Here is a 23992-nt window from a genome sequence, read left to right as displayed (position 1 = left end):
CGGCGAGTATGCCGCCGGCCTCACACCCGCTCGATCACCATCGCGATGCCCTGCCCCACGCCGATGCACATCGTGCACAGCGCGTAGCGGCCCTGGATGCGGTGCAGCTGGTTCATCGCGGTGGTCACCAGCCGCGCGCCGCTGGCACCCAGCGGATGGCCCAGCGCGATGGCGCCGCCGTTCGGATTGACCCGTGCGTCGTCGTCGGCCAGGCCCAGGTCGCGCAGCACCGCCAGGCCCTGCGCCGCGAAGGCCTCGTTCAGCTCGATCACGTCCATCTGCGCCAGGCTCAGCCCGGTGAGCGCCAGCACCTTGCGCACCGCCGGCGCCGGGCCGAAGCCCATGATGCGCGGCGCCAGCCCCGCGGTGGCCATGCCGACCACCCGCGCGCGCGGCGTCAGGCCGTGGCGGGCGGCCGCCGCCTCGCTGGCCAGCAGCAGCGCGCAGGCCCCGTCGTTCACGCCCGAGGCATTGCCCGCGGTCACCGTGCCCTCCGGCCGCACCACGCCCTTGAGCCGCGCCAGCGCCTCCAGGCTGGTGTCGCGCGGATGCTCGTCCTTCGCGACGACGACCGGATCGCCCTTCTTCTGCGCGATCGTGACCGGACAGATCTCCGCGTCGAAGAAGCCGGCCTGCTGCGCCCGCACCGCGTTCTGCTGCGAACGCAGCGCCATGCGGTCCTGCGCCTCGCGCTCGATGCCGAACTGCTCGGCGACGTTCTCGGCCGTCTCCGGCATCGAGTCCACGCCGTACTGCGCCTTCATCAGCCGGTTGACGAAACGCCAGCCGATGGTGGTGTCGTAGACCGCGTTGCTGCGGCTGAAGGCCGATTCTGCTTTGGGCATGACGAAGGGCGCGCGGCTCATGCTCTCGACGCCGCCGGCGATCATCAGCCCGGCCTCGCCGGCGCGGATCGCGCGCGCGGCCGAGCCCACCGCGTCCAGCCCCGAGCCGCACAGCCGGTTGATCGTCGCGCCCGGCACCGCCACCGGCAGCCCGGCCAGCAGCGCCGACATGCGCGCGACATTGCGGTTGTCCTCGCCGGCCTGGTTGGCGCAGCCGTAGAGCACGTCGGTGACCGCGGCCCAGTCGACGGCGGGGTGGCGCGCCATCAGCGCCCGGATCGGGATCGCGCCCAGGTCGTCGGTGCGCACGCTCGACAGGGCGCCGCCGTAGCGGCCGAAGGGGGTGCGGATGGCGTCGCAGAGGTAGGCGTGGGTCATGGCGGAGCGCAGCCGGGGGCCGCTCAGGATCGGTTGAGGTCGAACAGGCTGGTCGCCTCGAGGTCGAGCACCTCGCGGCCGGCCTGGTTGAAGAGCTGCCAGCGCCAGCGCAGCAGGCCCAGGTGCGGCTGGCTGGACGAGCGGCGCACCTGCAGCACGGTCGCGCGCACGCTCAGCGCGTCGCCCGGGCGCACCGGATGCGGCCACTTCACATAGGCCAGCCCCGGCGAGGCGTACGACTCGGAGCCGGCCAGCACCGCATCGGCGATCAGCCGCATCGCGATGCCGCAGGTCTGCCAGCCGCTGGCGATCAGGCCCTGGAAGGGGCCGGATTCGGCCGCTTCCGGATCGGTATGGAACCACTGCGGATCCCAGTCGCGCGCGAAGCGCAGCAGCTCGTCCTGGGTCAGCACATGGGGCCCGGCCTCGATGACCTGACCGACATGGAACTCGGCGAACTTCATGCAGCATCTCCCGTCTGTCGTGCCCAGACCCGCCGGCGCAGCCACGGGCTGACGCGGTAGCGCTCGCCGCGGTGGTGCGCGTCGAGCGCGTCCAGCAGCGCCGCCACCTCGGACGCACGCCAGGCGACCAGCCACTCGAAAGGCCCGGCCGGATAGTTGACGCCGAGCTTCATCGCCGCGTCCGCGCCCTCGGGCGTGCACACGCCCTGCAGCACCGCGTCGGCGGCCTCGTTGATCAGCATCGCCAGCGTGCGCGCCACCACCAGGCCCGGCACATCGGCCAGCGGCAGCGGCGCAAAGCCCAGCGCGGCCAGCCAGGCCGGCGCCTGCGCGCGCCAGGCGGGCGAGGCGCCCTCGGCCAGCGCCCAGGCCAGCGCGGTGCCCGGCGCCACCGGCAACCGCACCGGCCGGTCGAACAGCGCGACATCGCGGCAGCCGGTCTCGGCCGCCACCTGCGAGGCCGAGCGGCCGTCGGTCAGCATCAGCCGCGCGCCGTCGATCTCCAGCCCGGTCCAGCCGCTGTCGGTCACCCGCGCCGGGCCCCAGCCCTGGTCGGCCAGCGCGGCGGTGGCGGCCTGCGCCAGCGCGTCGGCGATCGGGCCCTGGCCATGCACCGCGACCGCGCCGGCGGTTTCGGGCGCGCCGTGCACCGCCACCGGCAGCGCCGCCGTCGTCCGGATAGACGTAGAAGCCGCGGCCCGACTTGCGCCCGAGCAGGCCGCCGTCGACCAGCTCGCGCTGCACCAGCGAGGGCATGAAGCGCTTGTCGAAGAAGTTGGCCTCATAGACCGACTGCGTCACCGAGAAGTTGGTGTCGTGGCCGATCAGGTCCATCAGCTCGCACGGGCCCATGCGGAAGCCCGCCGCGCGCAGGCAGGCGTCGAGCACCGCCGGCGTGGCCGCCTGCTCCAGCAGCAGCGCCAGCGTCTCGGCGTAATAGGGCCGCGCGATGCGGTTGACGATGAAGCCGGGCGTGGACTTCGCGTGCACCGGCGTCTTGCCCCAGGCCGTCGACAGATCGAAGATCGCCTCGGCCACCGCCGGCGCGGTCTGCAGGCCGCTGACCACCTCGACCAGCTTCATCAGCGGCACCGGGTTGAAGAAGTGCATGCCGACCAGCCGCTCCGGGTGCGCCAGCCCGTTGGCGATCGCGGTCACCGAGATCGACGAGGTGTTGGTCGCCAGCACGCAGTCCGGCGCGACCAGGCCTTCCAGCTCGCGGAACAGCGCGCGCTTCACGTCGAGCTTCTCGACGATGGCCTCGACCACCAGCCGTGCGCCCGCCGCCTCGGCCAGCGCGCCGACCGGCGTGATGCGCGCAAGCGTCTGCGTGAGCGCCTCGGCGCTCAGCCGGCCCTTGGCGACCAGCGTGTCCAGGCTCCTGGCCAGCCGGGCCTTGGCCTCGGCCGCGGCGCCTTCGCGCGCATCGTGCAGCCACACCGGATGGCCGGCCTGCGCAGCCACCTGCGCGATGCCGGCGCCCATGATGCCGGCACCGACCACCAGCAGCGGCGCGCCCTGCAGCGAGGGCGGGAAGGAAGAATCGCTTGCAGCACTCATTGCGGCATCCAGTTCGGCGGGCGCTTGCCCAGGAAGGCGGCGAAGCCCTCGCGCGCCTCGTCGGTGCCGCGCACCCGGGCGATGGTCTGCGCGGTGAGCTCGCGCACCTCGGGCGTGATCGGGCCGACCTCGAGCTGCGCGAAGAGCTGCTTGATCTCGCGCTGCGCACCAGGCCCGCAGGCCAGCAGCTCGTCGACCGCGCGGTCCACCGCCACGTCCAGCGCATCCAGCGCCACCACCTGCTGCACCAGGCCGATGGCCAGCGCCTCGGCCGCGCCGATGCGGGTGGTCGTCAGCGCCAGCCGCCGGGCGTGACGCTTGCCGACCGCATTGGTCACATAGGGACCGATGACCGCGGGCAGGATGCCGAACCGGGCCTCGCTGACCGCGAAGCTGGCGTTGTCGGCGGCGATCGCGAGGTCGCAGGCGCAGGCCAGGCCGACGCCGCCCCCCAGCGCCGCGCCCTGCACCCGCGCCACGGTCGGCTTCGGACAGGCCTCGATGCGCGCCAGCATGCCGGCAAAGCGCCGTGCATCGGCCAGGTTCCATTCGAGCGAGGCGAGGCTGGCGCGCTGCATCCACTGCAGGTCGGCGCCGGCGCTGAAATGCCGGCCCTCGCCGGCCAGCACGATGACGCGCACGCCCTCGTCCTCGGCCAGCTGCGCGAAGGCCGCGTCCAGCTCGGCGATCATCTGCTCGTCGAAGGCATTGAAGACCGCCGGGCGCGACATCGTGACCTGCGCGACGCCGGGGCGCGGTCGGCTCAGGGTCAGGGTCGGCAGGGGCGGCGCAGTCGTGTCGGGCATCGGGGCATCCTGGGCAGAGGCCGGATCGGTCTCGTGGGCCTTATTGTTAGACCGACCGGTCGGCTAATGAATACGGGATTTGCCGGAGGTCAACGCCGGCTCGGCATACCCGCTCAGTAGGTCTCGAGGTGCAGCCGGCCTTCGCGCTTGAGCGCGGTGCCGACCGTGTCCCAGTCCAGCCCGGCCTGGGTGGCGATGTCGCGCAGCGCCAGCACCACGCCCTCCTCCATCGCCTTCAGGCCGCAGACGAAGAAGCAGGCGTCCGGGTCGGCCAGCAGCGCGGCCAGATCGGCGGCGCGCTCGCGCATCGCGTCCTGCACATAGCGGCGCGGCTGGCCGGCGACGCGGCTGAAGGCCAGCTCGATGTCGATGAAGTCGCGCGGCAGGTTCTGCAGCGGGCCGAAGTACGGCAGCTCCTCGGGCGTGCGCGCGCCGAAGAACAGCATCAGCCGGCCGCTCTCGAACTTGCCGCCGGCGCGCAGGCGCCGGCGCCATTCGGTCATCGCGCGCATCGGCGCCGAGCCGGTGCCGGTGCAGATCATGACGATGTGCGACTTCGGATGGTTCGGCATCAGGAAGCTGGCGCCGAAGGGCCCGATCACCTGCACCTTGTCGCCGACCTGCAGATCGCACATGTAGTTGCTGGCCACGCCACGCACCGGGCGGCCCTGATGGTCCTCCAGCACGCGCTTGATGGTCAGCGACAGGTTGTTGTAGCCGGGCCGCTCGCCGTTGCGCGGGCTGGCGATCGAGTACTGGCGCGCATGGTGCGGCTTGCCGTGGGCATCGACGCCGGGCGGGACGATGCCGATCGACTGGCCTTCCAGCACCGGAAAGGGCATCGCGCCGAAGTCCAGCACGATGTGGTGGGTGTCGTAGTCGCGGCCGACCGCGGTGACGCGCACATTGCCGGTGACGGTCGCGGTGATCGTCTTCTGGGGCGCCTTCGGGCCGTAGAGCTGGGTGTAGGCATGCGCGGCCGACCACGGCGGCACGGTGGCGCCCCACTGCGCGCTGCCGAAGGCTGGCGTGCCGTCGACCGCGGCCGGCAGCGCAGGCGCCACCGGCTCGACCTCGGGCGCCGCGCCGGCCGCCACGCCGGCCTCGGCGAGCTGCTCGGGCGTCAGCTCGGCCGGCAGCTCGTCCCACAGCAGCTGCTCGGCCGGCGTGTAGGCGCGGGCCCGCGGCATCAGCCGCCAGTTGTCGATCGAGCCGGTCGGACAGGGCGGCACGCAGGCCATGCAGAGATTGCACTTGCCCGCATCGACGACATAGTTGCGGTCGTCGTGCGTGATCGCACCCACCGGGCAGGTCGCTTCGCAGGTGTTGCAGCGAATGCAGATCTCCGGATCGATCAGGTGCTGCCGGATGACAGTCAGGTCAGCGATGTCGGCCATGTCCACGGCGGATCTCCAGCTCGGTTGTCCAGCTCAGTTGAAGCGCACGTACTCGAAATCGACCGGCTGGCGGTTGATGCCGATGACCGGCGGCGCGATCCAGTTGGCGAACTTGCCCGGCTCGACGACGCGGCCCATCAGGCTGGCGACGAAGGCGCGGTCGGCGCCGGAGGGCAGCCACTCGTCGACCCGGGCCTTCCATTCGGCCTCGGACACCACGCGGCCGTCCGGAGACACCTTGGCGCCCGACAGGCTGCCGATGTTGCGATGGAAGGCCTTGTGCGGCGTCTTCAGCCGGAACGGGATGCCGGCCTTCTCGATCACCTTGTTCCAGCGCTCGACGCCGGCCACCGAATCCTTGATGTAGTCGTCGCGCAGCACTTCGTTCAGCGCGTTGAGCATCGGGACTTCCTTCTCGACGAGCTGGCCGCCCTGCACGTTCAGCACGCGGTAGGTCTGGCCGCGGAGCTGGTGGTCGTCCGTGCGCTTGCCTTCCTCGTAGCGGCCCTTCAGGCCGGTCGAGTAGAAGGTCGCGGCATTGCTCGACTCGTCGGCGCCGAACAGGTCGATCGTCACCGAGAAGTGGAAGTTCAGGTAGCGCTGGAGGGTCGGCAGGTCGATGACGCCGGCCTCGCGCAGCCTCGATGGGTCGTCGGTCTTCAGCTCGTTCATCACCTGGCAGGTGCGGTTGATGACGCGGCTGACACCCGACTCGCCCACGAACATGTGGTGCGCCTCCTCCGTCAGCATGAACTTCGTCGTGCGCGCCAACGGATCGAAGCTCGACTCGGCCAGCGCGCAGAGCTGGAACTTGCCGTCGCGGTCGGTGAAGTAGGTGAACATGAAGAAGCTCAGCCAGTCCGGCGTGGGCTCGTTGAAGGCTTCGAGGATGCGCGGATTGTCGGTCTGGCCCGAGCGGCGCTCCAGCAGCGCCTCGCCTTCCTCGCGGCCGTCGCGGCCGAAGTACTTGTGCAGCAGGTAGACCATCGCCCAGAGGTGGCGGCCCTCCTCGACGTTCACCTGGAAGAGGTTGCGCAGGTCGTACTGGCTGGGTGCGGTCAGGCCCAGGTGGCGCTGCTGCTCGACCGAGGCCGGCTCGGTGTCGCCCTGGGTCACGATGATGCGGCGCAGGTTGGCGCGGTATTCGCCGGGCACGTCCTGCCAGGCCTCCTCGCCCTTGTGGTCGCCGAAGTGGATCTTGCGCCCCTCCTCGGCCGGGTTCAGGAAGATGCCCCAGCGGTAGTCGGGCATCTTGACATGGCCGAACTGCGCCCAGCCCTGCGGATCGACGCTGACCGCGGTGCGCAGGTAGACGTCGAAGTTCTGCGAGCCGTCCGGGCCCATGTCGTCCCACCAGCCCAGGAAGTTGGGCTGCCACTGCTCGAGCGCGCGCTTGAGCGTGCGGTCCTCGGCAAGGTTGACGTTGTTGGGGATCTTCTCGCTGTAGTTGATGCCAGACATGTCGGTGCTCCGGGGGTGGGGGTTCGGATTCAGACGCGGTTCCAGTCGAAGGCGGCCTTGTCGCCCTTGCCGTAGACCTTCAGCGCGCCCTTCTCGCCGACGGCGTTCGGGCGCTGGAAGATCCAGTTCTGCCAGGCGGTGAGCCGGCCGAAGACGCGGGTGACCATGTTCTCGACGCCGTTGAAGCGCAGGTTGGCCTCCATGCCGGTCAGCGCATCGGGGCTCATGGCCACCCGCTCCTCGATGGCGATGCGGGTCTCGTCGGCCCAGTCGATGTCGTCCGGGCTGGAGGTCACCAGGCCGAGCGCGAAGGCGGCATCGGCATCGAGCGGCTGGCCGATCGCGGCGCGCACCGCGTCCATCGACGCGGCCTCGCCGTAGAAGCGGCGCGCCAGGCGGCTCTGGTCGGTGGCCATCGGGTAGAGGCCGAAGTTGACCTCGCCGACGGTGATCTTCGGCGCGGCGGTCTCGTCGTCCGGCAGCGCCAGGTGGTAGCTGCGGTCGCAGGCCAGCGCCAGCTCCAGGAAGGTGCCGGCGAAGCACGAACCCGCCTCGATCAGCGCGAACAGGCTGCGCGAGGACACATCCAGCCGGCTGAGCGTGCGGCGCAGCAGGCCGGTCGTCTCGCGCACCAGCCAGTGGTCCTGATGCGCCAGCAGCGTGGCGTCCATCGCCTGCACCGCCGCCGCATCGCCCTGGGTCTTGATCAGCCAGGTGCCGATCTCCAGCTCGTTGGTGCGCATCGACAGGATGGCGTCCTCCAGCTCGCGGGCCAGCACCAGCGGATACCAGGCCGAACCGGCGGCCTCGATGCCAGCGACATCCGTCGGCTGCGCGCCGCTCGGCGCCTTCACCGTCCAGGTGGCGACACGGCGGGCGCGGTCGATCTCGACGGTGACGTGGCTGTAGCGCAGCGCGTCGGCCTCGAGGGTGCGGTCCAGCGGGGTCAGCTCCACGCCCTTGGCATCGGCCGGGCGATCGCTCTGCGCGGCGAGCTGCAGCGCACGCTCCTGCACCCTGGCGGCGAACTGCGCCGGCTTGGCGATGTCGTCCACCAGGCGCCAGTCCTTGGCCTTCTGGCCGCGCACGCCCTCGGTGGTGGTGCAGAAGATGTCGGCCAGATCGTGGCGCACGCGGCGCTTGTCGGTCACGCGGGTCAGGCCGCCGGTGCCCGGCAGCACGCCCAGCAGCGGCACCTCCGGCAGCGACACCGCCGACGAGCGGTCGTCGACCAGGATGATCTCGTCGCAGGCCAGCGCAAGTTCATAGCCGCCGCCGGCGCAGGCGCCGTTCACCGCGGCCAGGAACTTCAGGCCCGAGTGCTTCGACGAGTCCTCGAAGCCGTTGCGGGTCTCGTTGGTGAACTTGCAGAAGTTGACCTTCCAGGCGTGGCTGGAGACGCCGAGCATGAAGATGTTCGCCCCGGAGCAGAACACCTTCTCCTTCGCGCTGGTGACGATCACCGTGCGCACCTCCGGGTGCTCGAAGCGGATGCGCTGCACCGCGTCGTTGAGCTCGATGTCGACGCCCAGGTCGTAGCTGTTGAGCTTGAGCTTGTAGCCGGGACGCAGGCCGGCGTTCTCGTCGAAGTCGGCCGACAGCGTCGCGACCGCGCCCTCGAACGACAGCTTCCAGTGACGGTAGCGCGACGGGTGGGTCTGGTAGTCGACGGCAGCGGGGGCGGCGGCAACAGCGGTCTGGGTCATCGGAGTCTCCTGGCGGGACGCACGATCGTGCATTCGGTGAGCGGATGAAATGCATCATAATGCCTGTCTTGAGGCGGCGCAAATGCAATCCGGTTCATGCGCCGGAGATGACGCCAGAAATCAGGGAAAGTCCGGGGTGCGGAGGGATGCGCCCCCACCCCACCCGCTCGTCACCCCCGCGCAGGCGGGGGCCCACATGTCAAGCCACAGGCTGACCCAGAACCTGCCTCAACCGCGCCTGCAGCAGCGCGAAGGTCGCCTCCAGATCCTGGGCGCTGGTGTCGAGCGTGAGGTCGGCCTTCTCGTAGAAGGCGGAGCGGCCGGCGAGGATGCGGCGCAGGTCGTCCATCGCCTCGCGGCTGGCCGCCATCGGGCGCAGGTCGCCCTGGGCGGCGACGCGGTTCATGTGGTCTTCGGGCGTGGCCTGCAGCCACACGGTGGTGCAGTGGTTCAGCAGCAGGTTGAAGTTGGCCGCGTCCGACACCAGCCCGCCCGGCGTGGCGATGACCGCCTCCGGATAGATCTGGATCGCCTCTTCCAGCGCGCGGCGCTCGTAGCGGCGGTAGGCGTTGGTGCCGTAGAGGTTGTGGATCTCGCTGATGCTGCAGCCGGCGAAGGCCTCGATCTGGCGGCTCAGCTCGATGAAGGGGCAGCCCAGCGCATCGGCCAGCATCTGGCCGAGCGTGGACTTGCCCGCGCCGCGCAGGCCGATCAGCGCGATGCAGCGGCTGCGCTGCGTCGGTGCGGCTGCCGCGCCGTCGAACAGACGCACCAGCGCCTCGCGCGCGCGGCGCAGATCGGCCTCGCTGCGGTGCTCGAGCAGCTCGCGCAGCATCAGCCATTCCGGCGAGGCGGTGGTCATGTCGCCGATCAGCTCGGCCAGCGAGCACTGCAAGGCGCCCGCCACCTGCTGCAGCACCAGGATCGAGGCGTTGCCGATGCCGTACTCGAGGTTGGCCAGATGACGCTCGGACACCTCCGACATCTGCGCCACCGCCTTGCGCGTCAGCCCGCGCCGGGCGCGCAGCTCGCGCACCCGCTCGCCCAGCGCGACCAGGAAGGGGTTCTTGGCCTCGCCGGCCTCGTCGGCGGCAAGGGCGGGGCCGGCATCGGAGCGGCCGGAATCGGGGCTGCGGGAGGTCTGCATCGCGCCTAGGGGAAACACCATGTATGCACTATATTGCTTGACACGGATCAGAGCGATAACTATCGTTTTCCAGAACGCACAATAGTGCATCCCTCTGAAGCCGCCAATCCATCATGTCACAAGCCTCCTTCCGGGCCGCCTTGAGCGAACTGGCAGCCGAGCTGGCCGGTCGGCCGCTCGACGACACGCTCGATGCCTGGCTGAACCTGCACCATGGTGCAGATTCCCCCACCTTCAACCGGCTGGCCGAGGCCATCCACACCGGCGTGGCCGAGGGCTGGCTGTGCCAGCGCGAGGGCGGCGGCATCCGCTACGGCCGCATCTTCAAGGCTGCCGACGACCTGGCCGGCTGCTCGGTCGACGTGGTCGACATGAGCGACATCGCCGGCCCGCACCACCGCCATCCGCACGGCGAGATCGACCTGATCGTGCCGGTCGATGCCGGCGCCACCTTCGACGGCCGCGGTGCGGGCTGGTGCGTCTACGGCCCCGGCTCGGCGCACCGGCCGACCGTCGCGGGCGGGCGCGCCTTCGTGCTCTACCTGCTGCCGCAGGGCGCGATCGAGTTCACCGGAGCCGCCGCATGAGCGCCGCCATGAACGTCTCCCCCGCCGAGCTGCTGCCCAACCACCTCGGCGGCCAGCGGCATGTCGGCACCGGTGCCGGCACGACGCTGTTCGATCCGGTGCTCGGCGACGCGCTGGTGCGGGTCGACGCGACCGGCCTCGACCTGTCCGGCGGCTTCGAGCGGGTGCGCACCCACGGTGGCGCCGCGCTGCGTGCGCTGAGCTACCGCGAGCGCGCCGGTCTGCTCAAGGCCGTCGCCCAGGTGCTGCAGGCCGGCCGCGACGCCTACTTCGCCCTCTCCACCGCCAATTCGGGCACGGTGAAGAACGACTCCGCGGTCGACATCGACGGCGCGATCTACACGATCGGCGTCTACGCGAAGCTGGGCGAGGCGCTCGGCGACGCACGCGTGCTGGCCGACGGCGAGTTCGTCGCGCTGGCCAAGGGCGGCGCCTTCGGCAGCCGCCATGTGCAGGTGCCGACCCGCGGGCTGGCGCTGTGCATCAACGCCTTCAACTTCCCGTCGTGGGGCCTGTGGGAGAAGGCCGCGCCCGCGCTGCTCTCGGGCGTGCCGGTGGTGGTCAAGCCGGCCACCGCGACCGCGTGGCTGACGCAGCGCATGGTGCAGGACGTGATCGACGCCGGCGTGCTGCCGGCCGGCGCGCTCAACGTGGTGTGCGGCAGCTCGGCCGGGCTGCTGGATGCGCTGCAGCCCTTCGACGGGCTGAGCTTCACCGGCTCGGCCGACACCGCCGCGCTGCTGCGCCGCCACCCGGCGGTGGCCGAGCGCTCGGTGCGGGTCAACATCGAGGCCGACAGCGTCAACTCGGCCCTGCTGATGCCGGGCGCCACGCCGGGCAGCGCCGCCTTCGATCTGCTGGTCAAGGAAGTCGCCCGCGAGATGACGCAGAAGTCGGGCCAGAAATGCACCGCGATCCGCCGCGTGCTGGTGCCCGAGGCGCTCTACGGCGCGGCGGCCGAGGCGATCGGCGCGCGGCTGGCCCGGGTCACGGTGGGCAACCCGAGGAACGAGTCGGTGCGCATGGGCGCGCTGGTCAGCCGGGCGCAGTTCGACGCGGTGCAGGCCGGCATCGCGCAGCTCCAGGGCGTGGCCGAGACGCTGCACGACGGCCGCGGCGCCGCGCTGGTCGATGCCGATCCGGCGGTGGCCGCCTGCGTGGCGCCGGTGCTGCTGGGTTCGCGCGACCCGGACAGGCACGCGCTGCTGCACACCACCGAGGTCTTCGGTCCGGTGGCCACGCTGATGCCCTACCGCGACCTCGACCATGCCCGCGCGCTGGTCGCCCGCGGCGAGGGCTCGCTGGCCTGCTCGCTGTACGGCGAGGACGACGACGCGGCCGCCGACGCGCTGGCCGCCACCGCGCTCGACCTGGCGGCCGTGCACGGCCGCGTGCATGTCGTGACGCCGGCGGTGGCCGCGCTGCACACCGGCCACGGCAACGTCATGCCGCAGTCGCTGCACGGCGGCCCGGGCCGCGCCGGCGGCGGCGAGGAGCTGGGCGGCCTGCGCGCGCTGAACTTCCATCACCGGCGCGCCGCCGTGCAGGCCGCGCCGACCGTGCTGTCGCGGCTGACCCCGCCGACGCCGTCTGCCGCCTGATCCAGGAGACCCGCCATGAGCGACCCCACCGACCTGCCCGTCGCCGCGCCCGGCGCGGACTTCAACTTCGCCCAGCACCTGCTCGCGCTCAATGCCGGCCGGCCGGACAAGGCGGCCTTCGTCGACGATCTCGGCACCCTCACCTTCCGCGCGCTCGACGAGCGGGTGCGCCGCCTGGCCAGCGGCCTGCGCGGGCTGGGCATCAAGCGGGAAGAGCGCGTGCTGCTGCTGATGCAGGACGTGAACGACTGGCCGGTGAGCTTTCTCGGCGCGATGCATGCCGGCATCGTGCCGGTGGCGGTCAACACGCTGCTGACCGCCGACGACTACGCCTACATGCTCGAGCACTCGCGGGCTCAGGCGGTGCTGGTGTCGGGCGCGCTGCTGCCGACGCTCAACGCCGCGCTGGTCAAGTCGGACCACGAGGTGGGCAAGGTGATCGTGTCGCGGCCGGTGGCGCCGCTGCATCCGTCCGAGGTCGAGCTCGAGGCCTTCCTGGCCGCGCACGCGCCGGCGCAGAAGGCGGCGGCCACCGGGCCGGACGCGCCCGGCTTCTGGCTCTATTCCTCCGGCTCGACCGGCCGACCCAAGGGCACGGTGCACTCGCACGGCAACCCCTACTGGACCGCCGAACTCTACGGCCGCGCGGTGCTGGGCCTGCGCGAGGACGATGTGTGCTTCTCCGCCGCCAAGCTCTTCTTCGCCTACGGGCTGGGCAACGGCCTGAGCTTCCCGCTCAGCGTGGGCGCGACGACGATCCTGATGGCGGATCGGCCGACGCCGGAGGCGGTGTTCCAGCGCTGGCTCGGCGGCGTGGGCGGGGTGCGCCCGAGCGTCTTCTTCGGCGCGCCGACAGGCTATGCCGGCATGCTCGCGCATCCGAAGCTGCCGGCGCGCGAGGCGGTGGCGCTGCGCCTGGCCTCGTCGGCGGGCGAGGCCCTGCCGGCCGAGCTGGGCGAGCGCTTCAAGGCCCGCTTCGGCGTCGACATCGTCGACGGCATCGGCTCGACCGAGATGCTGCACATCTTCCTGAGCAACCGCCCCGGCGACGTGCGCTACGGCACCACCGGACGGCCGGTGCCGGGCTACCGGGTCGAGCTGCGCGGCGACGACGGCCGCGAGGTGCTTGAGGGCGAGCCCGGCGACCTCTACATCCAGGGCCCGAGCGCCGCGATGATGTACTGGGGCAACCGCGAGAAGACCCGCGAGACCTTCCAGGGCGGCTGGACCAAGAGCGGCGACAAGTACGTGCGCAACCCCGACGGCACCTACACCTACGGCGGCCGCTCCGACGACATGCTGAAAGTCAGCGGCATCTACGTCAGCCCCTTCGAGGTCGAGGCCACGCTGGTGCAGCACCCGGCGGTGCTGGAGGCGGCGGTCATCGGCGTGGAGGACGCCGAGGGCCTGACCAAGACCAAGGCCTTCGTGATCCTGAAGGCGCCCGGCGGCGCCACCGAGGCCGAGCTGAAGGCCTTCGTGAAGGACCGGCTCGCGCCCTACAAGTACCCGCGCCAGATCGAGTTCGTCGACGAGCTGCCCAAGACCGCCACCGGCAAGATCCAGCGCTTCCGGCTGCGCGAGCGCGAGCGTGCGCAGGCCCGCACCTCGACCTGAGACCGGACGCTGCACCATGGACGCCACCGGATTCGTCACGCTCGAGCCCGCCGGCCGGCCGGTGCAGATCGAGTGGGCGCGCATCGACGCGCCGGCGGGCGCGTCGGCACGCGCGCCGCTGGTCTTCCTGCACGAGGGCCTGGGCTCGCTGTCGCTGTGGCGCGACTTTCCGGCGCGACTGTGCGCCGCGCTGGGCCGCGCCGGCTGGGTGTACTCGCGCCCGGGCTACGGCCGCTCGACGCCGCGCCCGCCCGAGGAACGCTGGCAGCCCGACTTCATGCACCGCCAGGCGCGCGAGCTGCTGCCGGCGCTGCTCGACGCGCTGGGCGTGGCCGGGCCCTGCGTGCTGTTCGGCCACAGCGACGGCGGCTCGATCGCGCTGCTGCACGCGGCCGCGCACCCGGAGCGGGTCGCCGCGCTGGTGGTGGCCGCGCCGCACCTCTTCGTCGAGGACCTGACGATCGACAGCATCCGCCAGGCCCGCGTCGCCTACGAGACCACCGACCTGCGCGCCCGGCTGGCCCGCCACCACGCCGACCCCGACTCGGCCTTCTTCGGCTGGAACGACATCTGGCTCGACCCGGCCTTCCGCGACTGGAACCTCGAGGCCGAGGTCGCCCGCATCACCTGCCCGGTGCTGGCGGTGCAGGGCGAGGACGACGAGTACGGAACGATGGCGCAGATCGAGCGCATCGCCGCGCTGCGCCCGTCGCGCCGCACCGAGCTGCTGAAGCTGGCGGCCTGCGGCCACAGCCCGCACCGCGACCAGCCGCAGGCCCTGATCGAGGCCACCCGCGATTTCCTGCAGCGTCACGACGGCTCGCCCCCCCGAATGACGCCCTGAACGACGCCCTGAAGCCTGACCCGACCACAACGAGGAGACACGCCATGCGCATCCGCCCTTCCCTCCTGGCCCGCACCCTGCTCGGCAGCGCGCTGCTGGCGGCCGTCGCCGCTCCAGCCAGCGCGCAGGACAAGATCAAGGTCGGCTTCATGCTGCCCTACACCGGCACCTTCGCGGCGCTGGGCACCGCCATCGAGAACGGCTTTCGCCAGTACATCGACGAGCAGGGCGGCAAGCTCGCCGGCAAGACCGTCGAGTTCGTGAAGGTCGATGACGAGTCCGACCCGGCCAAGGCCTCGGACAACGCCAACAAGCTGGTCAAGCGCGACAACGTCGACGTGATGATCGGCACGGTGCACTCGGGCGTGGCGATGGCGATGGCCAAGGTCGCCAAGGACAACAACACGCTGCTGATCGTGCCCAACGCCGGCGCGGACGCGATCACCGGCCCGCTGTGCGCGCCCAACATCTTCCGCTCGTCGTTCTCGAACTGGCAGCCCGGCTTCGCGATGGGCAAGGTCGCCGCCGACAGGAAGATCAAGACCGCGGTGACGCTGACCTGGAAGTACGCCGCCGGAGACGAGTCGGTGCGCGGCTTCAAGGAGGGCTTCGAGGCCGGCGGCGGCAAGGTGGTCAAGGAGCTGAACCTGCCCTTCCCCAATGTCGAGTTCCAGGCGCTGCTGACCGAGGTGGCCGCGCTCAAGCCGGACGCGGTGTACGTGTTCTTCGCCGGCGGCGGCGCGGTGAAGTTCGTCAAGGACTGGGCGGCGGCCGGGCTGGGCAGCAGCATCCGGCTGATCGGCGCGGGCTTTCTGACCGACGGCACGCTCGAGGCGCAGGGCGCGGCCGCGCAGGGCCTGCTGACGACGCTGCACTACGCCGACGACCTGACGAATCCGAAGGACAAGGCCTTCCGTCTGCAGTACGCCAAGGCCTACAAGCTGCAGCCCGATGTCTACGCGGTGCAGGGCTACGACGCGGCGCAGATGCTGGCGGCCGGCGTCAACGCGGTCAAGGGCGACATGAAGCAGCGCGACGCGCTGGTCAAGGCCATCGAGAGCGCGAAGATCGACAGCCCGCGCGGCGCCTTCACGCTGAGCCGGGCGCACAACCCGGTGCAGGACATCTACCTGCGCGAGGTCAGCGGCAAGGTGAACAGGAACGTGGGCATCGCGGTCAAGGGTCTGGCTGACCCGGCGCGCGGCTGCCGGCTCTGACCCATGGACCTCACCACCTTCCTCATCCAGTGCCTCAACAGCGTGCAGTACGGCCTGCTGCTGTTCCTGGTGGCCTCGGGCCTGACGCTGATCTTCGGGATCATGGGCGTGATCAACCTCGCCCACGGCAGCTTCTACATGATCGGCGCCTACCTGGCGTTCAGCTTGAGTTCGCTGCTGGGCAGCCTGCCGCTGGCGCTGGCCGTCGGCACCGTGCTGGCAGTGGCCTTCGGCTACCTGCTGGAGTGGGTGTTCTTCAGCTACCTCTACGACCGCGAGCACCTGCAGCAGGTGCTGATGACCTACGGGCTGATCCTGGTCTTCGAGGAACTGCGCAGCATCCTGGTCGGCGACGACGTGCACGGCGTGGCGATCCCGGAGCTGCTGGCGGGCTCGATCGCCATCGGCAACGGCATGACCTACCCGGTCTACCGGCTGTTCGTCTCGGGCGTGTGCCTGGCTCTGGCGCTCGGCATGTACCTGCTGATCAGCAAGACGCGGCTGGGGATGATGGTGCGCGCCGGGGCGACCAACCGCGAGATGGTGCAGTCGCTGGGCATCAACATCACGCTGCTGTACCGGGTGGTGTTCGCGGTGGGCGTGGCACTCGCCGTGTTCGCCGGGATGATCGCCGCGCCGATGTCCTCGGTCTATCCGGGCATGGGCGGGCAGGTGCTGATCATCTGCTTCGTGGTGGTCGTGATCGGCGGCATCGGCTCGATCAAGGGCGCGCTGATCGCCGCGCTGCTGATCGGCTTCGTCGACACCTTCGGCAAGGTGCTGTGGCAGGAGGGGGCCGGGGCGCTGGTCTATGTGCTGATGGCGGCCATCCTGCTGTGGCGCCCGGCCGGTCTGTTCAAGGCGGGGTGACAAGGCGATGACTTCCAACAAATCTCTTTCCACCGTCGCCTGGGCGCTGGCCTTCGCGCTGCTGGCGGTGTTCCCGCTGCTGCCCGAGCCGATCGGCGGCAAGTTCCACACCGAGCTGCTCGCCAAGGTGATGATCATGGCGATCTTCGCGGCCAGCCTGCAGCTGCTGGTGGGCTACACCGGGCTGGTGAGCCTGGGGCATGCGGCCTTCTTCGGCTTCGGCGCCTATGCGGTGGCGATGCTGGCGCCGATGTCGGAGGCCGGCAACGGCTGGCTGATGCTGCTGGCGGCCACGGCCGGGGCAGCGCTGCTGGCGCTGGTCATCGGCGCGCTGGTGATGCGCACGCAGGGCATCTACTTCATCATGGTGACGCTGGCCTTCGGGCAGCTCGTCTACTTCGTCTTCCACGACACCAAGATCGCCGGCGGCAGCGACGGCGCCTACGTCTACTTCAAGCCGGACTTCGCGATCGCGGGCTGGCAGTGGATCGATCTGGAGAAGGCCGACAGCTTCTACTGGTTCGTGCTGGGCGCGCTGGTGCTGGCCTTGGGGAGTCTGGCGCTGCTGCTGCGCTCGCGCTTCGGGCACGCGCTGGTCGGCATCAAGCACAACGAGCAGCGCATGCGGGCGGCCGGGTATTCGACGCTGCTCTACAAGCTCGCCGCCTTCGTCGTGGCGGGCAAGCTGGCCGGACTGGCGGGGTTTCTCTACGCGGCGCAATACGGCTTCGTGACGCCCGAGATCCTGTCCTGGCACTACAGCGGCAACGCGCTGGTGATGATCATCCTCGGCGGGCTGGGCAGCCTGGGCGGGGCGGTGACGGGGGCGTTCGCGTTCGTGCTGCTGTCGGAAGTGTTCTCGGCGCTGACCAAGCACTGGCAGCTGCTGTTCGGCGGCTTCATCATCGTCGCGGTGGCCTTGCTGCCGCAGGGGCTGGCCGGGCTGTGGGCGCGGCTGCAACAGCGCAAGGAGGCCGCATGAGCGCCAGCACCCACACCAGCGCCGCATTGTTCGAAGCCCGTGGCCTCACCCGCCGCTTCGGCGCCCTGGTGGCCGTCAGCGACGTGTCGGTGGCGCTGCACGAGGGCGAGATCCACGCCGTCATCGGCACCAACGGCGCGGGCAAGTCCACGCTGATCAACCTGCTGTCGGGCGAGCTGCCGCCGTCGAGCGGCGCGGTCGTGCTCGGCGGCGCGGACGTGACGCGCTGGCCGCAACCGAAGCTCGCCCACGCCGGCATTGGCCGCAGCTACCAGCGCAACAACATCTTCCTGCCGCTGACGGTGTTCGAGAACTGCCGGCTGGCCGCGCAGTCCCGCGTGCAGCGGCCGTGGGCGTGGTGGGAATCGGCAAGAGGCTGCCGCACCAGCACCGAGCGGGCCCGGGCGTCGATCGAGCGCGCCGGCCTCGCGGCGGTGGCCGAGCGCACGGCGGCGAGCCTGTCGCACGGCCAGAAGCGCCAGCTGGAGATCGCGATGTGTCTGGCGACCGAGCCGCGTGTGCTGCTGCTCGACGAGCCGCTGGCGGGCATGGGGCCGGAGGAGTCGCACCGAATGCTCGACCTGCTGCGCGAACTCAAGCGCGGTCACGCGATCCTGCTGGTCGAGCACGACATGGACGCCGTCTTCGCGGTCGCCGACCGCATCACCGTGATGGTCAACGGCGCGGTCATCGCCACCGGCACGCCCGACGCGGTGCGCACCAACCGCGACGTGCAGGCCGCCTACCTGGGAGGCCACTGATGTCGGCACCACTGATCATCGACGCCCAGGGCATTCAAGCCTGGTACGGCAGCAGCCACATCCTGCACGGCATCGACTTCAAGCTCGCCAAGGGCGAGACGGTCGGCCTGCTCGGGCGCAACGGCATGGGCAAGTCCACGCTGATCCGCACGCTGCTGGGCCATGTGCGCCAGCGCGAGGGACGCATCCACGTCGCCGGCAAGGATCTCTCCAAGGGCCTGCCGCACCAGGTCGCGCAGCTCGGCGTGGCCTATGTGCCGGAAGGCCGGGGCATCTTCCCGACGCTGACCGTGCGCGAGAACCTCGTGATGGCCGCCCGCGCCGGCACCGCCGGCCAGAAGGACTGGACCTACGAGCGGGTGATGGAGACCTTCCCGCGCCTGTCCGAGCGGCTGACGAACCTGGGCAGCCAGTTGTCGGGGGGCGAGCAGCAGATGCTCTCGATCGGCCGGGCGCTGATGACCAACCCCGACGCGATCATCCTCGACGAGGCGACCGAGGGCCTGGCGCCGCTGATCGTCGCCGAGATCTGGCGCGTCATCGCCAGCATCCGCCGCAGCGGCATCGCCACGCTGATCGTGGACCGCGACTACCGCAAGGTCTGCGCCGAGTCCGACCGGCTGGTGGTGATGCAGAAGGGCCGGCTGGTGCTCGAAGGCCCGTCGGAGGCGCTGCAGGGCAGCGCGGAGCTGGCGGGCTACCTGGGCGTGTAAGGAGACAAGACGATGGACCTGACCCTGTTCGGCGATGCCGCAGCGCTCGCCCCGCCGCGTGTCGTGCGCGAGGACCTGCCCGACGGCGGCTTCATCCTGCGCTCGCCCGAGCCGCTGCAGCCCTTCGTGCGCTGCATCGGCGAGTGGCTGGAGCACTGGGCCGACACGACGCCCGACGCGGTGTTCCTCGCCGAACGCGATGCCACCGGCGGCTGGCGCCAGCTCACCTACCGCCAGACCCGCGACGCGGTCGGCCGGCTCGCGCAGGCGCAGCTCGACCTGAACCTGCCCGCCGACAAGCCGGTCGTGATCCTGTCGGACAACAGCGTGGACCACGCGCTGCTGATCCTGGCGACGATGCACCTCGGCCGCGTGGCCTGCACCGTGTCGAGCGCCTACTGCCGGCTGACCAAGGACTTCGAGAAGATCCACGCCATCCTCGACGCACTCGACCCCGGGCTGGTCTATGCGGTCGACCCCGGCGTCTACGGCCCGCCCGTGCGTGCCTGGGGACGCGCGGTGCCGGTGGTGTTCAGCCAGAACGCGGCGGCCTTCGAGGGCGCACGCTCCTTCGCCGAACTGCTCGACCGCGAAGAGTCGCCGGCCGTGATGAACGCCTTCGCCGCGATCCGCCCGCACTGGCCGGCCAAGTACCTGCTGACCTCCGGCTCGACCGGCGTGCCCAAGGTGGTCGTCAACAGCCACCGCATGCTCTGCGCCAACCAGAAGCAGATCGCGCAGGCCTGGCCCTTCCTCACGCGCCACCAGCTGCGCCTGCTCGACTGGCTGCCGTGGAGCCACACCTTTGGCGGCAACCACAACTTCCACATGGTGCTCGCCCACGGCGGCAGCCTCTGGGTCGACGAGGGCCGCCCGGTGCCGGGCCTGATCGAGAAGACGGTGGCCAATCTGCGCGACGTGCGGCCGAACTTCCACTTCAACGTGCCGCGCGGCTTCGACATGCTGCTGCCCTACCTCGAAGCGGACGAGGCACTGGCCCGCGACGTGATCGAGAACCTCGAAGGCGTGTTCTACGCGGGCGCCGCGCTGCCGCAGAGCCTGTGGGCGCGGCTCGAAGCGGTGGTCGCCAAGGTGCGCAACCGGCCGCTGTGGTTCACCTCGTCCTGGGGTGCCACCGAGACCGCACCCGCCGTCACCAGCGTGCACTGGCGCATCGACCGCGCCGGCTGCATCGGTCTGCCCTTGCCCGGGATCGAGCTGAAGCTGCTGCCCAACGGCGGCAAGCTGGAGATCCGCGTGCGCGGACCGAACATCTTCTCCGAGTACCGCCACGCCCCCGAGGTCACCGCCCAGGCCTTCGACGCCGACGGCTTCTACTGCATCGGCGACGCCGCGAAGCTGCTCGACGAGACCCGCCCCGAGCGGGGCATTCTCTTCGACGGCCGCGTGGCCGAGGACTTCAAGCTGATGAGCGGCACCTGGGTCAGCGTCGGCACGCTGCGGGTGCGTGCGGTCAGCGCGCTGGCGCCGCATGTGGCCGATGTCGTCGTCACCGGCCATGGCCGCGAAGAGATCGGCCTGCTGGTCTTCCCGACGCCGCAGGCCCGCGCGCTGCCGCGCGCCGAGCTCGAGGCCCATCTGCGTGCCGGCCTGCACGCGCTGCAGGCCGAGGGCGGCGGCTCCTCGCAGACGCCGACGCGCGCGCTGATCCTCGACGAGCCGCCCAGCGTCGATGCCGGCGAGATCACCGACAAGGGCTACATCAACCAGCGCGCGGTGCTGGCGCGGCGCGCCGAGGCGGTCGAGCGCCTGGAGCGCGGCGGGGCGGACGTGCTGCGCCCGCAGCCCCGTGACTGAGTGGTACCACACGGATCCAGGACTGTGACAGCATGCGGGGAGGCCAATCCGGCCGCCTCCGTGCTGTCTCGATGTCCCATGCCCTGACCTGGCTGATGAGCGCCTACCTCGGCATCGGGGTGGTGCTGCTGCATGTCGGCCCGCTGCACCGGCTCATCGTCGATGCGATGCAGGAGGCCCGGATGCGCCGGGCAATGCAGCCGCCGCACGAGCCGCCGCTGCCGCCCCCGCTGCTGTCGGCGCTGCTGCTCGGGGCGGCCACGCTGCTGCTGTGGCCCTGCCTGTGGCCGACGGCGGTGTGTCGCCGCTCGCTGCTGGAGCGCCACTGTCCGGGCCTGTGCGCCGGACGATCAGTGCCCGGCCCCTGAGCTCGGCACGATTCAGCGAGCCGGCGTCGGCACCGGCTCGCGGCTGGCCAGCCAGGTGCCGAGCACGCCGCAGCCGGTGATGATCGCGATGCCGAGCAGCGTCAGCGCATCGGGCGCATGGCCGAACCCGATCCAGCCCACCAGCGTGGCGAAGACGATCTGGAAATACAGGAAGGGTGTCAGCGTCGCCGCACGGACGCGCATGTAGCCCAGGATCAGCAGGAAATGCCCGGAGGAGCTCAGCGCGCCCAGCAGCGCCAGCAGCGCCCAGGTGGTGGGCGAGAGCTGCTGCCAGCTCCACGGCAGCGCCGCGCTGGTCAGCAGCGCGCCGGTCAGGCCGGTGTAGAAATGGGTGGTCGCCGGATCCTCGGTGCGCGCCAGCCGGCTGGTGATGATCTGGAACAGCGCATTCGACACCACCAGCCCCAGCGGCAGCAGCGCCGCCCAGCCCAGATCCTGCGCCTCGCCCTTCGGGCGGATGACGATCAGCGCGCCGGCCATGCCGCCGGCCAGCAGCAGCCAGCGCCAGGCCGAGATGCGCTCGCCCAGCGTCAGCGCCGCCAGCAGCGTGATCAGCAGTGGCGTGAGCATGACGATGGCGGTGAACTCGCCCACCGGCATCACCTGCAGACTGAAGAAGGCCAGCACGCTCAGCGACAGCAGGCACAGCCCGCGCAGCAGCTGCAGGCCCGGCCGCTCGGTGCGCAGCAGTGCGCGGCCGCGGCGCGGCAGCACCGTCACCGCGGTCACCCCGACCTGGAACAGATAGCGCGCCCAGACCACCACCCCGACCGGCGCCAGCGCGCTGGCGATCTTGACGCCGGTGTCGAAGCAGGCGAACAGCGCCACCGCGGCAATGACAAGCAGGACGCCCTGAAGCGGGCGGGTGTCGGAAGAAGGCATCGGCGGGCAACACACGCCAGGATCGGCGTGCGCAGAAGAGGAGGTGAAAGCACCGGTGGGCGCGGTGCCACGCACTCTAGCGGCTTCTGGAGGCTTCTGGAAAACCCTGAACTCCGTGAAATGGGGGAGAAGGGCTCAGATTGCCGCGCCAGGGTCGTCCGGCTGACATTCGCGGAACACCCGTGCCTGACAGCGCGCGCAGACCGCCGGATCGAGCCGGCGGAAGATGCCGGCGATCGCCTGCTGCTTGTCCGGGAAGACGTGGTCGGCCCCCAGCCGGTCCAGGAAGCCGGTGCGGCGCCAGATCGCCATCACCTGCGGGCGCGGGCGGTGGAAATGCAGGTCGCCGCCGGCGGCGCGGCGCTCGCGCAGCTCGGTCTCCCAGAGCTCGACGCCGGCCAGGTCGAGAAAGTTCATGCTCTTGCTCATCACCAGCAGGTGCTTCTGGCCGGGATGGTTCTGGCGCAGCGCGTGCAGGTGCTCGGCGACATGGGTGGCGGCGCCGAAGTAGATCTCGCCCTCCATGCGCAGCAGCTTCAGCTGCGGGCACTCGGGCAGCGCGCCGGGCGTGTCGTCGCGCACGATGAAGCGGCGGTCGGCGCGGCGGCTGTCGAAGCCCATCGTGCGCATCGCCGGGCGCGAGGTCTGGTAGAGATAGGCCACCAGCGACAGCCCGGTGCCGATCAGGATCGCGATCTCCAGCCGCAGCAGCAGCGTGGCCGCCAGCGTGGTGGCGGCGATCGCCAGGTCGGTGCGGTCCAGGCGCGCCAGGCGGCGCCAGCGCGGCAGGTCCAGCAGCGTCCAGGCCACCAGCATCAGCAGCCCGGCGATCGCCGGCAGCGGAATGTGCGCCAGCAGCGGCGCCGACACCGCCACCAGCAGCAGCAGCCACAGTGCCGAGGCCACGCCGGCCAGCGGCGTGCGCGCGCCCGCCTCCAGATTGGGCACCGAGCGGTTCAGCGAGCCGCAGCTGAGATAGCAGGAGAAGAAGCCGCCGGCCAGGTTCGACAGGCCCTGGCCGAGGAACTCGCGGTTGGTGTCGATGCGCTGGCCCGAGCGCGCCGCCATCGCCTTGGCGATCGACACCGACTGGCCCAGCGCGATGATCGACAGCGCCAGCGCCTTGTCCACCAGCTCGGGCAGGCGTGACCATTCGACCTGCGGAACATGGAAGGCGGGCCACGGCGAGGGCAGCGGGCCGAGAATGCGCACCTCGCGCCAGCCCGGCAGCAGCACCGGCAGCAAGGCGCCCAGCACCGAGGCCGCGCCCAGCCCGATCAGCATGAAAGGCCAGCGCGGCCGCAGCCGGCGCAGCGCCGCAGCCACCCCGAGCGCGCTCAGCCCGGTCAGCAGCGCGGCCGGGCTGAGCTGCGGCAGATGCTGCGCGCTCTGCACCAGCACGCCGCCAGGCCCCAGGCCACGCGGCACCCCGGCATCGAGCAGATCACGCAGCGCGTGGATGCCGATCAGGCAGGCCGCGCCGCTGGTGAAGCCCAGCAGCGCCGCCGGCGAGATGAAGTCGGCCAGCAGCCCCAGCCGCAGCGCGCCGACCGCGGTCTGGATCACCCCGACCATGATCGTCACCATCAGCGCCAGCTCGATGTAGCCGGGCGAGCCGGCCGCCACCAGCGGCGCCAGCATCGCCGCCAGCGCCAGCGAGTTGGCATTGGTCGGACCCGACACCACATGCCAGCTCGAGCCGGCCAGCGCCGCCACCACGGTGGGCACCAGCGCGCTGTACAGGCCGTACTGCGGCGGCAGCCCCGCCAGCGACGCAAAGGCGATGCCCTGCGGCAGCACCAGCAGCGCGCCCAGCAGCCCGGCCTGCGCATCGGCCTTGAGCGTCGCCGGCGAGACGATGCGCACCCAGGCGCCGAACAGGCGCTCGGCCAGCGCGCGGGCCGGCGTGGCCGGCGACAGGGAGGGAGCGTTCGGATCGGTCATGGC

General features: G+C 71.1%; 20 protein-coding genes and 1 pseudogene. 11 read left to right on the top strand and 10 right to left on the bottom strand.

Features of this window, described 5'->3' with window-relative positions; translation table 11 throughout:
- Window positions 1–20 precede the first annotated feature (20 nt).
- From pcaF to NFT33_RS07430, 8 genes and pseudogenes are all read right to left on the bottom strand, one after another.
- Window positions 21–1223, bottom strand: a complete 1203-nt coding sequence (gene pcaF / locus NFT33_RS07465) for a 3-oxoadipyl-CoA thiolase (protein ID WP_251674259.1) — start codon at window positions 1221–1223, stop codon at window positions 21–23.
- 23 nt (window positions 1224–1246) lie between these two features.
- Window positions 1247–1687 (bottom strand): MaoC family dehydratase, encoded by a 441-nt coding sequence (locus tag NFT33_RS07460; RefSeq protein WP_149502083.1) that lies wholly within the window; start codon window positions 1685–1687, stop codon window positions 1247–1249.
- Window positions 1684–3247: pseudogene (locus NFT33_RS07455) on the bottom strand (3-hydroxyacyl-CoA dehydrogenase). The gene NFT33_RS07460 and the pseudogene NFT33_RS07455 overlap by 4 nt, the downstream one beginning before the upstream one ends.
- Window positions 3244–4053 carry an enoyl-CoA hydratase-related protein gene (locus tag NFT33_RS07450; protein WP_251674257.1) on the bottom strand — a complete coding sequence of 270 codons (810 nt, stop codon included), beginning with the start codon at window positions 4051–4053 and terminating at the stop codon, window positions 3244–3246. Before NFT33_RS07450 ends, NFT33_RS07455 begins: the two are co-directional and overlap by 4 nt.
- 113 nt (window positions 4054–4166) lie before the next feature.
- Window positions 4167–5450 (bottom strand): benzoyl-CoA 2,3-epoxidase subunit BoxA, encoded by a 1284-nt coding sequence (boxA, locus tag NFT33_RS07445; RefSeq protein WP_251674417.1) that lies wholly within the window; start codon window positions 5448–5450, stop codon window positions 4167–4169.
- A gap of 33 nt (window positions 5451–5483) precedes the next feature.
- Window positions 5484–6911 carry a benzoyl-CoA 2,3-epoxidase subunit BoxB gene (gene boxB / locus NFT33_RS07440; RefSeq protein WP_251674255.1) on the bottom strand — a complete coding sequence of 476 codons (1428 nt, stop codon included), beginning with the start codon at window positions 6909–6911 and terminating at the stop codon, window positions 5484–5486.
- Window positions 6912–6940: 29 nt separating this feature from the next.
- Window positions 6941–8617 (bottom strand): 2,3-epoxybenzoyl-CoA dihydrolase, encoded by a 1677-nt coding sequence (boxC, locus tag NFT33_RS07435; RefSeq protein WP_251674254.1) that lies wholly within the window; start codon window positions 8615–8617, stop codon window positions 6941–6943.
- A 199-nt stretch (window positions 8618–8816) separates the two neighbouring features.
- Window positions 8817–9764 (bottom strand): helix-turn-helix transcriptional regulator, encoded by a 948-nt coding sequence (locus NFT33_RS07430; RefSeq protein ID WP_251674251.1) that lies wholly within the window; start codon window positions 9762–9764, stop codon window positions 8817–8819.
- Window positions 9765–9877: 113 nt separating this feature from the next.
- Between NFT33_RS07430 and NFT33_RS07425 the strand changes: the two genes are divergently transcribed.
- The 11 genes from NFT33_RS07425 (at window position 9878) to NFT33_RS07375 (ending at window position 21142) form a co-directional block, all read left to right on the top strand.
- The gene (locus NFT33_RS07425; protein WP_251674248.1) at window positions 9878–10351 is read left to right on the top strand and encodes a 4-hydroxylaminobenzoate lyase; all 474 of its coding nucleotides are present in this window, start codon (window positions 9878–9880) and stop codon (window positions 10349–10351) included.
- A gap of 8 nt (window positions 10352–10359) precedes the next feature.
- On the top strand, window positions 10360–11952 hold the full coding sequence (locus NFT33_RS07420) for a 3,4-dehydroadipyl-CoA semialdehyde dehydrogenase (protein WP_251674246.1): 1593 nt from the start codon (window positions 10360–10362) through the stop codon (window positions 11950–11952).
- Window positions 11953–11967: 15 nt separating this feature from the next.
- A complete protein-coding gene (locus tag NFT33_RS07415; protein ID WP_251674243.1) occupies window positions 11968–13569 on the top strand; it encodes a benzoate-CoA ligase family protein in 1602 nt (533 codons plus the stop codon).
- A gap of 16 nt (window positions 13570–13585) precedes the next feature.
- Window positions 13586–14413: an alpha/beta fold hydrolase gene (locus NFT33_RS07410; protein ID WP_251674241.1), complete on the top strand. Its 828-nt coding sequence runs from the start codon at window positions 13586–13588 to the stop codon at window positions 14411–14413.
- Between the two features lie 44 nt (window positions 14414–14457).
- Complete coding sequence (locus tag NFT33_RS07405) at window positions 14458–15630, top strand: ABC transporter substrate-binding protein (protein ID WP_251674239.1); 1173 nt, start codon at window positions 14458–14460, stop codon at window positions 15628–15630.
- 3 nt (window positions 15631–15633) lie between these two features.
- Entirely contained in the window at window positions 15634–16500 is an 867-nt protein-coding gene (locus NFT33_RS07400) for a branched-chain amino acid ABC transporter permease (RefSeq protein ID WP_251674237.1), read from the top strand.
- A 7-nt stretch (window positions 16501–16507) separates the two neighbouring features.
- Window positions 16508–17482 (top strand): branched-chain amino acid ABC transporter permease, encoded by a 975-nt coding sequence (locus tag NFT33_RS07395; RefSeq protein ID WP_251674236.1) that lies wholly within the window; start codon window positions 16508–16510, stop codon window positions 17480–17482.
- On the top strand, window positions 17479–18243 hold the full coding sequence (locus tag NFT33_RS07390; RefSeq protein ID WP_251674234.1) for an ABC transporter ATP-binding protein: 765 nt from the start codon (window positions 17479–17481) through the stop codon (window positions 18241–18243). Before NFT33_RS07395 ends, NFT33_RS07390 begins: the two co-directional genes overlap by 4 nt.
- Window positions 18243–18956, top strand: a complete 714-nt coding sequence (locus NFT33_RS07385) for an ABC transporter ATP-binding protein (RefSeq protein WP_251674232.1) — start codon at window positions 18243–18245, stop codon at window positions 18954–18956. Before NFT33_RS07390 ends, NFT33_RS07385 begins: the two co-directional genes overlap by 1 nt.
- Before the next feature lie 12 nt (window positions 18957–18968).
- Window positions 18969–20774, top strand: a complete 1806-nt coding sequence (locus NFT33_RS07380; RefSeq protein ID WP_251674230.1) for a feruloyl-CoA synthase — start codon at window positions 18969–18971, stop codon at window positions 20772–20774.
- A 71-nt stretch (window positions 20775–20845) separates the two neighbouring features.
- Window positions 20846–21142, top strand: coding sequence for a hypothetical protein (locus NFT33_RS07375; protein WP_149502046.1), 297 nt, complete (start codon window positions 20846–20848; stop codon window positions 21140–21142).
- A gap of 12 nt (window positions 21143–21154) precedes the next feature.
- On the opposite strand, the gene NFT33_RS07370 is transcribed toward NFT33_RS07375, so the two are convergent.
- Both NFT33_RS07370 and NFT33_RS07365 read right to left on the bottom strand, forming a co-directional pair.
- Complete coding sequence (locus tag NFT33_RS07370; RefSeq protein WP_251674228.1) at window positions 21155–22045, bottom strand: DMT family transporter; 891 nt, start codon at window positions 22043–22045, stop codon at window positions 21155–21157.
- A gap of 135 nt (window positions 22046–22180) precedes the next feature.
- Window positions 22181–23989 (bottom strand): SulP family inorganic anion transporter, encoded by a 1809-nt coding sequence (locus NFT33_RS07365; protein ID WP_251674226.1) that lies wholly within the window; start codon window positions 23987–23989, stop codon window positions 22181–22183.
- Window positions 23990–23992: the final 3 nt, after the last annotated feature.

The sequence above is a fragment of the Sphaerotilus sp. FB-3 genome, assembly GCF_023706025.1.
In the GTDB taxonomy this organism is placed as follows: domain Bacteria; phylum Pseudomonadota; class Gammaproteobacteria; order Burkholderiales; family Burkholderiaceae_C; genus Sphaerotilus; species Sphaerotilus sulfidivorans.
The sequence above is the reverse complement of the archived record's forward strand: the minus strand, read 5'-3'. Positions and strand labels throughout refer to the sequence as shown.

Bases quoted from the DNA above. Each gene is read 5' to 3' on its own strand.
- pcaF (WP_251674259.1), bottom strand. From the start codon at position 1,223: ATGACCCACGCCTACCTCTGCGACGCCATCCGCACCCCCTTCGGCCGC.
- NFT33_RS07460 (WP_149502083.1), bottom strand. From the start codon at position 1,687: ATGAAGTTCGCCGAGTTCCATGTCGGTCAGGTCATCGAGGCCGGGCCC.
- NFT33_RS07450 (WP_251674257.1), bottom strand. From the start codon at position 4,053: ATGCCCGACACGACTGCGCCGCCCCTGCCGACCCTGACCCTGAGCCGA.
- boxA (WP_251674417.1), bottom strand. From the start codon at position 5,450: ATGGCCGACATCGCTGACCTGACTGTCATCCGGCAGCACCTGATCGAT.
- boxB (WP_251674255.1), bottom strand. From the start codon at position 6,911: ATGTCTGGCATCAACTACAGCGAGAAGATCCCCAACAACGTCAACCTT.
- boxC (WP_251674254.1), bottom strand. From the start codon at position 8,617: ATGACCCAGACCGCTGTTGCCGCCGCCCCCGCTGCCGTCGACTACCAG.
- NFT33_RS07430 (WP_251674251.1), bottom strand. From the start codon at position 9,764: ATGCAGACCTCCCGCAGCCCCGATTCCGGCCGCTCCGATGCCGGCCCC.
- NFT33_RS07425 (WP_251674248.1), top strand. From the start codon at position 9,878: ATGTCACAAGCCTCCTTCCGGGCCGCCTTGAGCGAACTGGCAGCCGAG.
- NFT33_RS07420 (WP_251674246.1), top strand. From the start codon at position 10,360: ATGAACGTCTCCCCCGCCGAGCTGCTGCCCAACCACCTCGGCGGCCAG.
- NFT33_RS07415 (WP_251674243.1), top strand. From the start codon at position 11,968: ATGAGCGACCCCACCGACCTGCCCGTCGCCGCGCCCGGCGCGGACTTC.
- NFT33_RS07410 (WP_251674241.1), top strand. From the start codon at position 13,586: ATGGACGCCACCGGATTCGTCACGCTCGAGCCCGCCGGCCGGCCGGTG.
- NFT33_RS07405 (WP_251674239.1), top strand. From the start codon at position 14,458: ATGCGCATCCGCCCTTCCCTCCTGGCCCGCACCCTGCTCGGCAGCGCG.
- NFT33_RS07400 (WP_251674237.1), top strand. From the start codon at position 15,634: ATGGACCTCACCACCTTCCTCATCCAGTGCCTCAACAGCGTGCAGTAC.
- NFT33_RS07395 (WP_251674236.1), top strand. From the start codon at position 16,508: ATGACTTCCAACAAATCTCTTTCCACCGTCGCCTGGGCGCTGGCCTTC.
- NFT33_RS07390 (WP_251674234.1), top strand. From the start codon at position 17,479: ATGAGCGCCAGCACCCACACCAGCGCCGCATTGTTCGAAGCCCGTGGC.
- NFT33_RS07385 (WP_251674232.1), top strand. From the start codon at position 18,243: ATGTCGGCACCACTGATCATCGACGCCCAGGGCATTCAAGCCTGGTAC.
- NFT33_RS07380 (WP_251674230.1), top strand. From the start codon at position 18,969: ATGGACCTGACCCTGTTCGGCGATGCCGCAGCGCTCGCCCCGCCGCGT.
- NFT33_RS07375 (WP_149502046.1), top strand. From the start codon at position 20,846: ATGTCCCATGCCCTGACCTGGCTGATGAGCGCCTACCTCGGCATCGGG.
- NFT33_RS07370 (WP_251674228.1), bottom strand. From the start codon at position 22,045: ATGCCTTCTTCCGACACCCGCCCGCTTCAGGGCGTCCTGCTTGTCATT.
- NFT33_RS07365 (WP_251674226.1), bottom strand. From the start codon at position 23,989: ATGACCGATCCGAACGCTCCCTCCCTGTCGCCGGCCACGCCGGCCCGC.